This window comes from Leisingera sp. MMG026 (assembly GCF_021654205.1).
In the GTDB taxonomy this organism is placed as follows: Bacteria; Pseudomonadota; Alphaproteobacteria; order Rhodobacterales; family Rhodobacteraceae; genus Leisingera.
In genome coordinates this window covers 16,276-30,164 of sequence record NZ_JAKFZM010000001.1, presented here as the reverse complement: position 1 = coordinate 30,164, position 13,889 = coordinate 16,276, and the positions used below count along the sequence as shown (strand labels likewise).

At 61.2% G+C, this 13,889-nt stretch carries 12 protein-coding genes; 1 reads left to right on the top strand and 11 read right to left on the bottom strand.

Features of this window, described 5'->3' with window-relative positions; translation table 11 throughout:
• Positions 1-123 precede the first annotated feature (123 nt).
• The 4 genes from recG to L1069_RS00115 all read right to left on the bottom strand — a co-directional run bounded on the left by recG (position 124) and on the right by L1069_RS00115 (position 5,757).
• Positions 124-2,214, bottom strand: a complete 2,091-nt coding sequence (gene recG / locus L1069_RS00130; RefSeq protein WP_237454394.1) for an ATP-dependent DNA helicase RecG — start codon at positions 2,212-2,214, stop codon at positions 124-126.
• Entirely contained in the window at positions 2,211-4,430 is a 2,220-nt protein-coding gene (gene ligA / locus L1069_RS00125) for an NAD-dependent DNA ligase LigA (protein ID WP_237454533.1), read from the bottom strand. The genes recG and ligA overlap by 4 nt, the downstream gene beginning before the upstream one ends.
• Before the next feature lie 202 nt (positions 4,431-4,632).
• Complete coding sequence (locus L1069_RS00120; RefSeq protein WP_129370721.1) at positions 4,633-5,352, bottom strand: response regulator transcription factor; 720 nt, start codon at positions 5,350-5,352, stop codon at positions 4,633-4,635.
• A 117-nt stretch (positions 5,353-5,469) separates the two neighbouring features.
• Positions 5,470-5,757, bottom strand: coding sequence for a DUF1153 domain-containing protein (locus tag L1069_RS00115; protein WP_129370719.1), 288 nt, complete (start codon positions 5,755-5,757; stop codon positions 5,470-5,472).
• 147 nt (positions 5,758-5,904) lie between these two features.
• Here L1069_RS00115 and mnmA point away from each other — a divergent pair, with 147 nt between their 5' ends.
• Positions 5,905-7,050: a tRNA 2-thiouridine(34) synthase MnmA gene (gene mnmA / locus L1069_RS00110; protein ID WP_237454393.1), complete on the top strand. Its 1,146-nt coding sequence runs from the start codon at positions 5,905-5,907 to the stop codon at positions 7,048-7,050.
• Positions 7,051-7,283: 233 nt separating this feature from the next.
• On the opposite strand, the gene lpxB is transcribed toward mnmA, so the two are convergent.
• The 7 genes from lpxB to L1069_RS24095 all read right to left on the bottom strand — a co-directional run bounded on the left by lpxB (position 7,284) and on the right by L1069_RS24095 (position 13,852).
• Positions 7,284-8,450, bottom strand: a complete 1,167-nt coding sequence (lpxB, locus tag L1069_RS00105; RefSeq protein WP_237454392.1) for a lipid-A-disaccharide synthase — start codon at positions 8,448-8,450, stop codon at positions 7,284-7,286.
• Positions 8,447-9,235, bottom strand: a complete 789-nt coding sequence (gene lpxI / locus L1069_RS00100; protein WP_129370714.1) for a UDP-2,3-diacylglucosamine diphosphatase LpxI — start codon at positions 9,233-9,235, stop codon at positions 8,447-8,449. The genes lpxB and lpxI overlap by 4 nt, the downstream gene beginning before the upstream one ends.
• Before the next feature lie 4 nt (positions 9,236-9,239).
• Positions 9,240-10,025: an acyl-ACP--UDP-N-acetylglucosamine O-acyltransferase gene (gene lpxA / locus L1069_RS00095; RefSeq protein WP_237454391.1), complete on the bottom strand. Its 786-nt coding sequence runs from the start codon at positions 10,023-10,025 to the stop codon at positions 9,240-9,242.
• A 1-nt stretch (position 10,026) separates the two neighbouring features.
• Positions 10,027-10,497, bottom strand: coding sequence for a 3-hydroxyacyl-ACP dehydratase FabZ (gene fabZ / locus L1069_RS00090; RefSeq protein WP_129370710.1), 471 nt, complete (start codon positions 10,495-10,497; stop codon positions 10,027-10,029).
• A gap of 75 nt (positions 10,498-10,572) precedes the next feature.
• The gene (locus tag L1069_RS00085; RefSeq protein WP_237454390.1) at positions 10,573-11,118 is read right to left on the bottom strand and encodes an OmpH family outer membrane protein; all 546 of its coding nucleotides are present in this window, start codon (positions 11,116-11,118) and stop codon (positions 10,573-10,575) included.
• A 73-nt stretch (positions 11,119-11,191) separates the two neighbouring features.
• Positions 11,192-13,600, bottom strand: a complete 2,409-nt coding sequence (gene bamA, locus L1069_RS00080) for an outer membrane protein assembly factor BamA (protein WP_237454389.1) — start codon at positions 13,598-13,600, stop codon at positions 11,192-11,194.
• Between the two features lie 126 nt (positions 13,601-13,726).
• Complete coding sequence (locus tag L1069_RS24095; RefSeq protein ID WP_275423037.1) at positions 13,727-13,852, bottom strand: hypothetical protein; 126 nt, start codon at positions 13,850-13,852, stop codon at positions 13,727-13,729.
• Between the last annotated feature and the right edge of the window lie 37 nt (positions 13,853-13,889).

Sequence of the window (13,889 nt, the reverse complement as noted above, 5' to 3'; positions counted from 1 at the left end):
CTTCGCTCTCTGGCAATTTTGTTGCCCCTTTGTTCTCATTTTCTGGAACGCCTGTAAAGAACTTTTTGAGAACATTTGCGAACAGATTGGAACTCCGCCAGAGAACACGCTTTGGAATGCGCGTTAACCCACTGTAATCAAACGGATTGCCTGATCCTGCTTCATCAGCCACAGAAGAACACGCGCAGCCTTGCCGCGGGGGCTGTCCAGTTTGGGATCGGCGGCCAGCAGCGCCCGCGCGTCGCTTTGCGCCACGGCCATCAGCCCTGCCTGGCGTTCCAAATCGGCAATACGGAACCGCGGCAGGCCGGATTGCGCGGTACCGATCATGTCCCCCGCGCCGCGCATCTGCAGGTCGGTTTCCGAAATGCGGAAGCCGTCCTCGGATTCGCGCAGGACCTCAAGCCGTTTACGCCCGCCCTCAGTCAACGGAGGCTGGTACATCAACAGGCAGGTTGACTGGGCACTGCCGCGCCCCACCCTGCCGCGCAGCTGGTGCAGCTGCGCCAGGCCAAAGATCTCTGCCCGCTCAATCACCATGATCGAGGCATTCGGAACGTTCACCCCCACCTCAATCACCGTGGTGGCCACCAGAACCTTGGTATCGCCTTTTTGGAACGCCGCCATGGCTGCATCTTTGTCCGCAGGCGGCATCTGGCCATGCACCAATCCCACAGTGCCCTCGCCTAAAATGGCGCGCAGATGCTTGAACCGTTCCTCGGCGGCGGTCAGGTCGCTCAGCTCGGATTCATCGACCAGCGGGCAAACCCAGTAACACTGACGCCCTTCAGATATCGCCTTGCGCAGATGATCGACCACCTCCTGCATCCGCTCGGTGCTGATCACCGCGGTCTTGACCGGCTTGCGCCCCGGCGGTTTTTCGTCCAGCACTGAAACATCCATGTCGCCATATTGTGCCAGTGCCAGCGAGCGCGGGATCGGCGTTGCGGTCATCACCAGGACATCAGCGCCCTTGCCTTTTTCCGCAAGCTCCATCCGCTGGCGCACCCCGAAGCGGTGCTGTTCGTCGACAATGGCCAGCCGCAGATCGCGGAATTCCACATCTTGCTGGAACACCGCGTGGGTACCGATCAGGATGTGAATGTCACCGCGTTTCAGCGCCGCCAGCTTGGCCTTGCGCTCCGCGCCTTTGTCGCGTCCGGTAAGGATCTCAATCACCACACCTGCGTCCTCGGCCAGCGGTGCAAGCCCTTCCATATGCTGCTGCGCCAGAATCCCCGTGGGAGCCATCATCACACCCTGCCCGCCTGCTTCAACAGCAACCAGCAAGGCCATGAAAGCAACCAAGGTTTTTCCGGAACCCACGTCCCCCTGCAAAAGCCGGTTCATCCGTTTGCCAGTGGCCATATCCGCCGAAATTTCGTCAATCGCGCGGGCTTGCGCGCTGGTCGGCCGGTACGGAAGAACCTTGAGCACGCGGGATTGCAGCCGTCCGGTGGCCTGGCTTTGAATACCGCGAACTTTACGTTCGGTCTGGCGGGCAAGCGCCAGGGTCAGCTGATGGGAAAACAGCTCATCATAGGCCAGCCGCGCCCGAGCCGGCGCCTGCGGGTCCAAATCACCGGGACCCTGCGGTGCATGGGCCGTTTGCAACGCGTCATGCCAGGCAGGCCAGGCTTCCTTCAGCATCTGCGCCGGGTCGATCCATTCGGCCAGCTCCGGCATCCGCGACAGCGCGCTTTGCGCCGCCTTATACATGGTTTTCTGGGTAACCCCGTGGGTCAGGCTGTAGACCGGCTCATACTCCGGGATCTCATGCGCTTCCTCAACCGGCAGCATGTGGTCCGGGTGAACCATCTGGGCCAGACCGTCAAACAGTTCCAGCTTGCCCGAGACCACACGGCGCGCGCCCTCCGGCAGCTGAGCCTCAAGGTAACGGCTGCGGCCGTGGAAGAACACAAGCTGGAATTCAGTCTCCGCATCTTCCACATGGATCCGGTATGCGCCGCCCCGGTTACGGGCGGGGCGGTGACTGCCGATGGTCACTTCAACTGTAACGACGGCGGGCAGATCCACCCCGCGGATAGTATCGCGCCGCCGCCGGTCCACCACCGAATACGGCAGCGAAAACAGCAAGTCACGCGGTGTCTCGACCTCAACCTGGGTGAGGGATTGTGCAGTCTTCGGACCGACCCCCTGCAAGGTCTCGGCCCCGGCAAACAGCGGAAACAGGATTTCGGGACGTCCGCTCATGCCTCTGCAATCAGCTCCAGCCAGCTATCTTCGTCCATTGTTCTGATACCCAGATCAGCCGCCTTCTTGGCCTTGGACCCCGCGCCCGGTCCGGCCACAAGAATGTCGGTCTTTTTGGACACCGAGCCGGACACTTTGGCACCCAAAGCTTCGGCCCGCGCCTTGGCTTCGGCGCGGGTCATCTTTTCCAGCGTGCCGGTAAAGACCACGGTCTTGCCCGCCACCGGGCTGTCCGCCGCAGGCGCGTCCGGCGGCACAATGGTCAGCTTGGCCACCAGCCGGTCAAAGGCCGCGCGTTCTTCGGGGTTGGCAAAGGCATCTGACAGGGACAGGCCCAGCACCGCGCCAATCCCATCGACACCGATAAGGTCCGCCCAAACGGACGCAGCCCCGGCAGGAACATCGCAAGCGGCAATCGCCGCATCGCGGGCGTCCTTGATGCGGGCACGGCGGCCTTCCCGAGCGGCAGACTGGCGTTCAGCCTCCTCAGCTTCATCCGCTGCCCGGTGCGCCAGCGCAGCGGGTCGTGCGGCGTCAACCGCCTCCGCCATCGCGTGCCAATCCCGGTAATGCAATGCCAGATCCCGTCCGGCAACTTCGCCCGCGTGGCGGATGCCCAGGGCAAATATCAGTTTGGCCATCGGGATGGTGCGTTTTTCAGCAATCGCAGCAAACAGGTTATCCGCAGATTTTTCGCCCCACCCTTCTCGGTTCTTCAGCTGCTGTAGTCCGGATCCATAATTTTCTTGCAAATCAAAGATATCAGCGGGTTCCTTCACCCACTCGTCTGCATGAAACTGCTCCACCTGTTTGGCGCCCAGACCCTCAATGTCAAAGGCTGCGCGGGACACAAAATGCTTCAGCTTTTCCACCGCTTGCGCCGGGCAGATCAGGCCGCCGGAACAGCGCCGCACGGCATCGCCTTCCTCGCGCACAGCCGGGCTGGCGCATTGCGGGCAAGTTTGCGGGAACTGATAGGGCGCGACATCCGCGGGCCGCTTGGTCAGATCCACATCGGCCACTTTCGGGATAACGTCACCGGCCCGGTATATCTGCACCCAATCACCGATGCGGATGTCCTTGCCGCCCCGGATCTCCTCGCCCTTTGAATCGCGGCCCTGAATGTAATCCTCGTTGTGCAGCGTCGCATTCGACACCACCACCCCGCCTACGGTCACAGGGCTGAGGCGGGCCACAGGGCTGAGCGCGCCTGTACGGCCGACCTGAATGTCGATGGACACCAGCCGGGTCCAGGCGAGTTCCGCCGGAAACTTATGCGCGATCGCCCAGCGGGGCGTGGTGGAGCGGAAACCCAGCCGCCCCTGCAAGGCCAGATCATTGACCTTATACACAACGCCATCAATGTCATAGCCAAGCGTTGCGCGCTGTTCTTCGATACTGCGGTAGTGATTGATCATCTCTTCAAGAGTTGCGCACAACCGGGTCAGCGGGTTTGTTTGAAACCCCAGGGAGTGCAGCCGCGCAATTGCCTCCATCTGCGTTTCTGCCAGGGGTTCACTCAACTCACCCCAGCTGTAGGCAAAGAACCGCAAAGGCCGGGCCCGGGTGATTTCCGCATCCAGCTGCCGCAGCGACCCTGCGGCGGCGTTGCGCGGATTGGCAAAAACCTTGCCGCCGCGTTCTTCGTGCCGGGCATTCAGCGCCTCAAAGTCAGCGTGGCTCATGTAGACTTCGCCGCGCACTTCCAGAACATCCGGCGCGCCGTGCAGCTGCTGCGGAATGTCGGCAATGGTTCGGGCGTTGGCGGTCACATTTTCACCAATGCTGCCATCGCCGCGCGTTGCCGCCTGGATAAGAACGCCCTGTTCATAGCGCAGTGACAGCGATAGCCCGTCGATCTTGGGTTCGGCAGTAAAAGACAATCCATCAAAAGGCGTGAGGCCCAGGTATTTGCGGATGCTGCGGTCGAAATCGGCGACGTCCTCATCCTCAAAAGCGTTGCCCAGCGACAGCATCCGCACCGAATGGGGGATCTTGCCAAAGCCAGAGGCAACCGGAGCCCCCACCGCATCAAGTTGAGTGGCATCTGCCGCTAGATCCGGATACGCCTCTGCCAGCGCACGATAGCGCCGTTTCAGCGAATCATACGCCGCATCGCTGATTTCTGGCGCATCGGCCTGATGATAGGCCAAATCCGCCGCACGAAGCTGTTCTTCCAGTCCGTGAAACTCGGCCTGCGCTTCTTCAGCCGACAGGTTGGCCACGTCTTTTTCTGTTTTCTCTGCCACGCGCGGTCCCTCTTCGTTCTCCCTTTTGGTGATAAGCTGCCGCGCTGGCCGCGTCCAGCGCATCTGACAGCCCGCATGCTGCAGGCGTCAAAAAGCAAAAAGACCCGCCAACCGGCAGGTCCTTGCAACCGGCGGCACATTATCATGTGCCGCCCGGGTGATCATCCTTTCAGGCGCCGACAGCCATTCGCTGGCCGCCTGACAGGTGGTCTTCCTGCGGATCACGCAGCACATAACCGCGGCCCCAGACGGTTTCGATGTAATTCTCGCCGCCTGTTGCGTTGCTGAGCTTCTTACGCAACTTGCAGATGAAAACATCAATGATCTTCAGTTCAGGCTCATCCATGCCGCCATAAAGATGGTTCAGGAACATCTCCTTGGTCAGTGTGGTGCCCTTGCGCAGCGACAAAAGCTCCAGCATCTGGTATTCCTTGCCGGTCAGATGCACCGCCTTGCCATCGGTCTCAACCGTCTTGGCATCCAGGTTGACCGCAATCTTGCCGGTCTTGATGATGGACTGCGAATGCCCCTTGGAACGGCGGATGATCGCGTGGATCCGCGCCACCAGTTCCTCACGGTGGAAAGGCTTGGTCAGATAGTCATCCGCGCCAAAGCCGAAGCCCTTGATCTTATTGTCGGTATCATCGGCACCGGACAGTATCAGAATCGGCGTTTCGATACGGGACATGCGCAGCTGGCGCAGGACCTCGTGGCCGTTCATATCGGGCAGCCCCAGATCCAGCAGGATCAGGTCATAGTCGTAAAGTTTAGCCAGATCGATCCCTTCTTCCCCCAAATCCGTCGAGTAGACGTTCAGGTTGGCATGGGTCAGCATCAGTTCGATGCTTTTGGCCGTGGTCGGATCATCCTCAACCAGCAGAATGCGCATATTATTTTCTCCGCCTGTACACTGTTTCCCTCAGGTCGCGTTAACCTTGGTGGAAAAAAGTTAATGCCTCGTTACCATGATGGTTAATTTACAAATGCAACTCAAGGGCGGGCTTGTTTATTTTGCGTCAGGGCTGCGGAATTTCTTGAGACGCGTGGTTTTCAGGGCCTCTTCGCCATGGTCTGCAACCGCTGCAACCCAGCTTCGGAACTCTTCCTCGCTCAGCCCGTAACGTTGCATGGCCTCCTTCTGAGGCAGCAGCCCGTACAGAACACCGCGCACCACCGCGGCCTTGCGAGAGGCAACCCAGCGCCTGGTGGTTGCCGGCGGCAGATCCGCCCTGGTCATGATGGTGCCATCCGGCAGGGTGACGGCCCGCGGCCCGTCAACTTTCTTCAAAAACATCTTTCTTCCCTCGAAGATCTTTTTCGTTGAGGTCTGGCACAAGAATTTCCGATCAGGCTTAACGGCACGTGAACCACGGCCCTTGAGAGTCTGTAGGATTTTCCTATATTCTGCGGCGCCTGCCCCCTTGCCTTCAGGAGCTGCCCCATGGCGCTGGACCACGACTCAAAACTAAACTCGCTCGGCTTTGCCAAACCGCCCTCGGAAACCCGGGTGGTGGTGGCCATGTCAGGCGGTGTCGACAGCTCTGTTGTCGCTGCATACTTGGCCGATCAGGGCTATGACGTGGTCGGCGTGACACTGCAGCTCTACGATCACGGCGCGGCGCTGGCCAAAAAGGGGGCCTGCTGTGCGGGCATCGATATCCACGACGCGCGGCGCGTCGCCGAGGAGCGCGGCTTCCCGCATTACGTCCTGGATTATGAGAACATTTTTAAGGATGCGGTGATTGACGAGTTCGCAGACAGCTATCTGGCCGGTGCAACCCCGGTGCCTTGCATCCGCTGCAACGAGCGGGTGAAGTTCAAGGACCTGCTGGAGACCGCCAAGGATCTGGAGGCCGACTGCATGGCCACGGGCCACTACATCCAGCGCATGATGGGGGCAAACGGGGCAGAGCTGCACAGCGCCGAGGATGCGAACCGCGACCAGAGCTACTTCCTGTTCTCAACGACGCCGGAACAGCTGGATTATCTGCGCTTCCCGCTGGGCCACCTGCCCTCTAAGGACGCAACGCGGGAGATGGCGGCGCAGTACGGGTTGGCGGTGGCCGACAAGCCGGACAGTCAGGACATCTGTTTTGTGCCGGACGGAAACTATGCCGGGGTGATCGAAAAACTGCGCCCCGGTGCTGCGGAGCCGGGCGAAATCGTTCATTCCGACGGACGGGTGCTGGGCCGCCACGACGGGGTGCTGCATTACACCATCGGCCAGCGCCGCGGCCTGGGCATCGGCGGGCTTTCCGAGCCGCTGTACGTGGTAAAGCTGGACGTAGACACGAAACAGGTTGTCGTCGGCCCCAAGGAACTGCTGGCCACCCGCACTATCCCGGTGCGCGAAATCAACTGGCTGGGCGACACGGCCTTCACCTCGCAGGATGAATGGCATGTGAAGGTCAGGGTCCGCTCCACCCGCCCCCCGCGTGAGGCGATTATCCGTCCTCTGAGCGAAACAACCGCCGAGGTCGAGCTGTTGACCCCGGAGGAAGGCGTCTCTCCCGGTCAGGCCTGCGTGTTCTACGCCAGCGAAGGCTCCCGCATCTTTGGCGGCGGCTGGATCTGGCGCGGTTACTGAGAAACGCAGCCAGCCAATTGCGCCTTCCCTGACCCGGCAATTCCCATAAGATTGCAAAAGCGCCTGAGGCCGGTCCTGCCTTCAGGCGCTTCTCCGCAGAATCAAACCCACCGCATCATCCTGCCGGTCCGCAGATGTTTTTCTGTGCGTAGGCGGCACGCCCCGCGCGGGGGCGCAGCGCCCGCGCTACCGAAAGCCGCGCGGCGGAGGCGTCAGTCTCCGCCGCGCTCTGCTTACATCTGGGGGAGACGGTCCAAGACAGCCCGCGCCGCACGTAGCCCGGGCTCTTCACCGCCCTTGCCAAGACGTTGCATAGTTACGTCCATGGCACCCAATTGCGCGCCGGGATCTGCTGCCACCGCAGCCAGCCGGGCAGCTATATTGTCCGGTGTGCACTCCGGCCCCAGACATTCCGGCACCACGCGGGTATCGCTCACCAGGTTGACCAGCGTCACGGTGTCGATCAGCGCCATGCGTTTCATGATCTGCCAGGTCAGCCATTGGAATTTATAAGCAATCACCATCGGCGTGGCCGCGGCGGCCAGTTCCAGCGACACCGTGCCAGAAGCGGCCAGCGCCAGATCCGCCGCAGCAAAGGCGGCGCGTTTGTGGGCCTTGGCCGTGGCGGGATCAAATTTGTTCGGGTCGATCAGGACTGTGCCTTCGGGCCAGCCTTGCAAAGCCTCCGCAACCAGACCTGCCACCGGTGCGGCAGCAGGAACGACGACCTTATAGTCCGGGTGCGTCTCCAGGAACCGTTTCAAGGCCGCCCCGAAGTCCGGCGCCAGCCGCGATATCTCAGAGCGCCGCGAACCTGGCAGCGCCAGCACAAAGGGCGCATTCCCCAGACCAAATTCCTGCCGGAACGCAGCAACCTCTTCGCGCGTGGCCTGCGGCTCGGCGACCACCGGGTGGCCGGCAAAGTCGCAGGCCATCCCGGCCTTCTCCATAAGGGGCGGCTCAAACGGCAGCAGCGCCAGCACATGGTCGATGACCTCAGCCATTTTGCCTGCCCGTTTGGGCCGCCACGCCCAAACCGAGGGCGCCACGTAATGAACCGTGCGGATATTGCTTTGCTCTTTGACCAGCCGAGCCACCCGCAGCGAGAAATCCGGGCTGTCGATGGTGATCAGCACATCCGGCCTGGTTTCCAGAACCGCATCGGCAGTTTCCCGGATCCGGCGTTTCAGATGGCGGTACTTCGGCAGCACCTCGGCCAGCCCCATCACCGAAAGCTCATCCATCGGAAACCGCGAGACCAGCCCCTGCTCAGCCATCAGTGCGCCGCCGATGCCGTCGAAAACCGCCTCCGGCGCCAGCTGTTTCAATCCCGCCATAAGCGCCCCGCCCAGCCGGTCGCCCGAAGGCTCGCCCGCCAGAATGAACACCCGCAGGCTCATCCCTTGCGCAGCCACAGGAACAGGCCCAGCCGGTTACAGGCCGAAATCACCGCCTCCTGATCCAGCACGATCACGCCGCCTGCTTCCAATGCGATGCCGGACAATCCGGCCCTGGCCGCGGCTTCAACTGTCCCGGCACCAATGGTGGGGAGGTCAGCACGGCGGTCCTGCGCCGGTTTCGGCGCCTTGAACAGCAAACCGCCCTGCCCATCCGGGCGGTGCAGCAGCGAGGCCAGCATCCAGTCGGTGCCGAAGATGTTCTCGACCGCAATGGCCTGCTGCTTGCGTACTGCACAGGACTGGCCGATATCAGCCGCACACATGGCGGCGACAATTTCAGCGCCCCGCACAGCATCCGCCTTGTCCAGTTCCCCCGGCTGCACCTTGGTCGGCACGCCCTCTGCCATCAGCAGATCCGGCGCCACTTCATGCGCGGCGCGGACAGTGAACCCGGCCTGTTCAAAAATGCCAATGATCGCCCGCAATGCCCCGTCATCGCCAGCGGCCAGCGCCGCCTGCAGCACCGGAACCAGCGGCATCGTCGCGGCATCAATGGCCGAAGGGTCGATATTGGGACGGCGCACCGCGCCTGCCATGCAGATCTCGGTCACGTCTGCGGCCTTCAAGCGTTCCAGAAAGGATCCCAGCTGTTCAAACCGGAATGTCACTTCCGCATCCACCGCATCAGGTTCCGACCCTGCCATCGCACAGATCAGCGGCCGGCCGGCAACACGGGAGACAACTTCAGCCGGCAGTTCACCGGTACCTGCAATCACTGCCAGCATGGTCTCAGCCCCCCGGTGTCAGGAAAGAGCGGTCGCTGCCGCCGGTGATAAAGGCGACGATCCGCTGCACGTATTCGCTGTCGCTCTCGTCCCCCAGCCGCTTGGCGCGCTCCTGAAAGGTGCCCTCGCCCTGGGCCAGCATCTGGAACGCGGCACGCAAGGCTGTGATGTCGCTGCGGGCGACACCGCGGCGTTTGAGGCCGACCAGGTTCAACCCGTCCAGCTCGCCCCGCTGCGCCTGGACCAACCCGTAGGGGATCACATCATTGGTCACCATGGTGACCGCGCCGATGATGGCGCCGCGGCCGATGCGCACCCATTGGTGGATGCCTGACAGGCCGCCGATGATCACGTCATCCTCCAGCACGCAGTGGCCCGCCACCGCGGCGGAGTTCACCACAATCACCCGGTCGCCGACCTGGGCGTCATGGGCGATGTGGCAACCTGCCATGAACAACCCGTCGTCGCCGATACGGGTCACGCCGCCGCCGCCGCCGGTGCCGGCATTCACCGTCACATGTTCGCGGAATCGGTTGCGCTTGCCGATCACGGTCTTGCACTTTTCGCCCTTGAACTTCAGGTCCTGCGGGATCTCGCCCAGCACTGAAAAAGAGAAGACAACGGTTTCATCGCCGATCTCGATGTCGCCAGTGACCACCACATGGGATTTCAGAACAACCCGGTCCCCCAGCACAACATCAGGTCCAACCAGGCAGAACGGGCCGATCTCGCAGCCTTCGCCGATTTTGGCACCGTCTTCAATAATGGCGCTGGGGTGGATGCTGCTCATTTCAGGCGCCCTCCACCTGACGGTCTACCATCGCAGTGAATTCGGCTTCTGCGGCGACTTCGCCGTCCACCGTGGCGCGCCCCAGGAACTTGAAGATCTTGCCGCCCGGTTTGCCGCGAAGGGTTTCCACATGCATTTCCAGCACGTCGCCCGGCACCACCTTGCGGCGGAATTTGCATTTGTCGATGTTCATGAAATAGATCAGCAGGTCGGTATCGACCATGTCCATGCCAACGCCCAGCATCACGCCTGCGGTCTGCGCCATCGCCTCGACGATGGTAACACCCGGCATGATCGGCGTTCCCGGGAAATGGCCCTGGAAATGCGGCTCGTTCATGGTGACATTCTTGATGCCGCGCGCCGATTTGTAGCTGTCGATATCAACCACCTTGTCGACCAGCAGGAACGGGTAGCGGTGCGGCAGAATCCGCTGGATCAGTTGAATGTCAGCATTTTGCAGCTCGGTGGTCATGCGTGGTTTCCCATTATCGTCAATTATGCTGCGCCGTCCCTAGCAAGCAGAGGGCAGTTGGGCAAGTTCGCACACTCAGCGCTCACTCTCCTCATCTGCTGCGCCATCGCCAAGAACCTCGTCTATCCGGCCGATTGCCAGGCTGGTGATATCAGCGGCATTGGCGCTCAGAAACACCGAGGCATGATCCAGAATCGCCCCTGCGCCGGTCTCCCGCATGATCTGCTGCAGCACCGGCAGTGAGGCGGCGATGAACTCCCTCCGGGCTTCCTCGCCCATCTGGTTGATTTCACGCAACTTCTGGTCCTGGCGGCGCCGGGTTTCCTGCACCTTCTGATCAAAAGCATCCGCTAGGGCGCGGAAGGCGTCCGGCGCCATGTCGCTGCGGCGTTCGGTCAGCTCCAGTTCTTCGGCGCGCAGTTCAGCCTCGATGCGGCGGTTTTCCGCGGTCAGCACCGCGCCCTCGGCCTCAATCTCGCGCTCCACCCGCTTGCCAAAGGCGCTTTCGGAAAACAGCCGGTCAGGCTGGATGGTGAGGATGCCGCTTTGCGGCAGCCCCAGCTGGAATTCCGTGCCCGTATTGGGGGGTGGTGAAGCCGGCTCCTGGGCCAGGGCCGGCAATGTTCCGGACCCGGACAGCGCTATGGCAAGACCAAGCGCTGCCCAATAACTGGGCGCAGGCCGCCGCACCAAATCAGAACCGCGCCTGCAAGGTCAGGTCGAAACTCTGCTCCTGGTCAAAGTCCTCTTTCTGGAGGGCCTTGGAGAAGTTGAAGCGCAGCGGGCCGATCCCGGTGGTCCACAGCAGAGAGACGCCAACGACGTGGCGGAACGATCTGCTGGAACCTACGACACCGTTGCCGCTGGTGCCAGAAGTATCAACGTTCTGCGTTCCCCAAAGGCTGCCAACATCATAGAACAGGGCGCCGCGCATCCCCAATTCTTCCGGCAGACCCAGTGGGAATTCCGCATCAAAGCGGGCCACCGCATAATAGTTGCCGCCTAGAAAGTCATTGTAGCTGCCGTTGCCTGGTGCGCCGTCAGATTGATCCCGCGGGCCGATACCGCCGGGCTCAAAGCCGCGCATAACCGACGGCGTCAGAACAAAACGGTCAATCGAACGGCTGGAACCGCTGCCTTCCCATTGGAACGAACCAGCCTCGATGGTCGCACGGATTGTGACTTCCTCGTTCAGGATCCGCTTCTGCGCAACCACCTTGGTTGTCGTTTTGATATATTCGGAATCACCGCCCAAGCCCGCATAATCAGCACCGATTTCAACCAAGAAGCCGGCATTCGGATCAAGACCAGTCAAACGGCTGTCATAGCGGTAGGTGAATCCGATGGCACTGGCCGAACGTTCGCCTTGCTTGATTTCGTTCTGGATAACCGGACTCGCCAGGAAGGTAGCCGGATCGTCTTCCTCGTTTTCGGTGAACAGCATCTCGTCCGAATCCCACGTGTAGCGGACCTGCAGCGAGGTATCTTCGCCTGTGTTGAAGGTCAGTGCAGGCTGGAAGAAGATCCGTTTGGTGCGGTATTCCGAGAAACTGGAGTCGGTTTCATTCAGACCCAGGTCCAGATCAAACCGCAAATCCCGGCCCAAAAGGTAAGGTTCGGTAAAGCCCAGCACATAGGAATCCGATTCCGTCGCCGTGGCGACATTGAAAGACAGCCGCTGGCCACGGCCCAGGAAGTTGTTCTCGGACAGGCCGACGCTGACCCCGAAACCATCCGTGACCGAGTATGCACCGCCAAGGTTCAGGGAGCCGGTCGGCTGTTCCTCGACGTCGACGTCGATGATCACCTGATCGGACGAGCTGCCCTCGCGGGTTTCAACATCCGCGTTGGCAAAATAACCAAGCGCCCGGATACGCTCTGCACTGTTGCGGATGGACCGCGGATTGAAGGGATCGCCTTCCACCGAGCGGAATTGCTGGCGGATCACCCGGTCCAGCGTGGTGGTATTGCCTTCGATATCGATGCGTTCGACAAACACCCGCGGGCCGCGGCGCAATACGAACTCAATATCCAAGGTCAGGTCCCGCTCATTGCGGGTAACCCGCGGTTCGACCCGCAAAAAGTCGATCTCATTGCGGACAGCCAGCCCTTCCATCCGGTCGATTGCATTCTCGACCAATGTCGGGGAATAGACCACGCCGGGCTTGATCTTCAACGTGGAGCGGAACAGGTCGGCATCCGCTTCCGGCATTTCGCTGGTCACCGAAATGTTGCCGAACTTGAATTGCTGGCCCTCGGTCACATCGACCACCAGGAAGACCGCATCGCGTTCGCGGGTGACTTCGGCGTTGGAACTGTTGATCCTGAAATCCACGTAACCGCGCGACAGGTAGAAATCGCGTAGCACCTGCTTGTCGAATTCCAGCCGGTCCTCGATCAACGTGTCCGAGTTGATGAAAGCGCGCAGAAATCCAGCCTGCTTGGTCTGCAGGATCCGGCGCAGACGGCGGTCGGAATAGACCCGGTTGCCGGTGAAGGAGACGCGCTCCACCTCGATGGTGTCGCCTTCGGAAATCTCGAACACCAGGTCGACCCGGTTGTTGTTGCGGCGGATAATCCGCGGGGTCACGCGCGACGCCAGACGGCCTTGAACGCTGTACGCCTCGGCAATTGCGGCGGCATCGCGCTCGGCCTGCGAGGGGCTGAACACCCGGCGCGGCGCAGATTCGACAATCTGGTCCAGGGAATCATCCTTGAGACGGCGGTTGCCCTCAAAGCTGATCTGATTGATGGTCGGGAATTCGGTGACTTTGATCACCAGCGTATTGCCGCGCGGCACCAATTCCACTGTTTCAAATACGCCACTGTCAAGGATGCGCTGATAGGCGTCGTTCAACTCGCCCGCACTGACAGTCTGCCCCCGTTCGATCCCGGTGTAGGCAACAACAGTGGACGTCTGGATCCGCTGATTGCCCTCGACCTGGACCGTATTGAAACGGAAGCTTTGCGCCTCAGCCGGCAGCGGAGACAATGCATAACCCAGCGCAACCGCCAGAGAAATAGCCGAAACTTTACGGTACAAGATGTTGATGCCCGACTTACGCTCACCACAGGACTTGCCTGCGACTTTCCCCCAAACCATTTTTCAAAACCCGATTATTATAGCAGCTTTGGGATGTGCGTACCGGGTTTGAAAGCGCTTGTCAAAACCAACAAAGCGCAGTCTGGCAGCAACCGGCACGGCGGGCTTGCGCGCCGGTTGCAGGAATCACAATGCGGCGAGCCAGGCGCCTGCGGTCAATGCGCCCAGGACGGCAAATCCCGTCAGCGCACGGTCCCAATTCAGCCGGACCAACAGGCCCAGGCCCTGGTAAGATTGCGAGAGTGTCTGCATCGGTCGTCCCCCAGTTATCGTTCACCAATCCGCAAAG

Coding starts and splice junctions, on each gene's coding strand:
- lpxB (WP_237454392.1), bottom strand. CDS start 8,450: ATGAGCCTGCGGGTGTTCATTCTGGCGGGCGAGCCTTCGGGCGACCGG.
- L1069_RS00120 (WP_129370721.1), bottom strand. CDS start 5,352: ATGCGCATTCTGCTGGTTGAGGATGATCCGACCACGGCCAAAAGCATC.
- bamA (WP_237454389.1), bottom strand. CDS start 13,600: ATGGTTTGGGGGAAAGTCGCAGGCAAGTCCTGTGGTGAGCGTAAGTCG.
- fabZ (WP_129370710.1), bottom strand. CDS start 10,497: ATGACCACCGAGCTGCAAAATGCTGACATTCAACTGATCCAGCGGATT.
- L1069_RS00115 (WP_129370719.1), bottom strand. CDS start 5,757: ATGTTTTTGAAGAAAGTTGACGGGCCGCGGGCCGTCACCCTGCCGGAT.
- L1069_RS24095 (WP_275423037.1), bottom strand. CDS start 13,852: ATGCAGACACTCTCGCAATCTTACCAGGGCCTGGGCCTGTTGGTCCGG.
- recG (WP_237454394.1), bottom strand. CDS start 2,214: ATGAGCGGACGTCCCGAAATCCTGTTTCCGCTGTTTGCCGGGGCCGAG.
- lpxI (WP_129370714.1), bottom strand. CDS start 9,235: ATGCTGGCAGTGATTGCAGGTACCGGTGAACTGCCGGCTGAAGTTGTC.
- lpxA (WP_237454391.1), bottom strand. CDS start 10,025: ATGAGCAGCATCCACCCCAGCGCCATTATTGAAGACGGTGCCAAAATC.
- mnmA (WP_237454393.1), top strand. CDS start 5,905: ATGGCGCTGGACCACGACTCAAAACTAAACTCGCTCGGCTTTGCCAAA.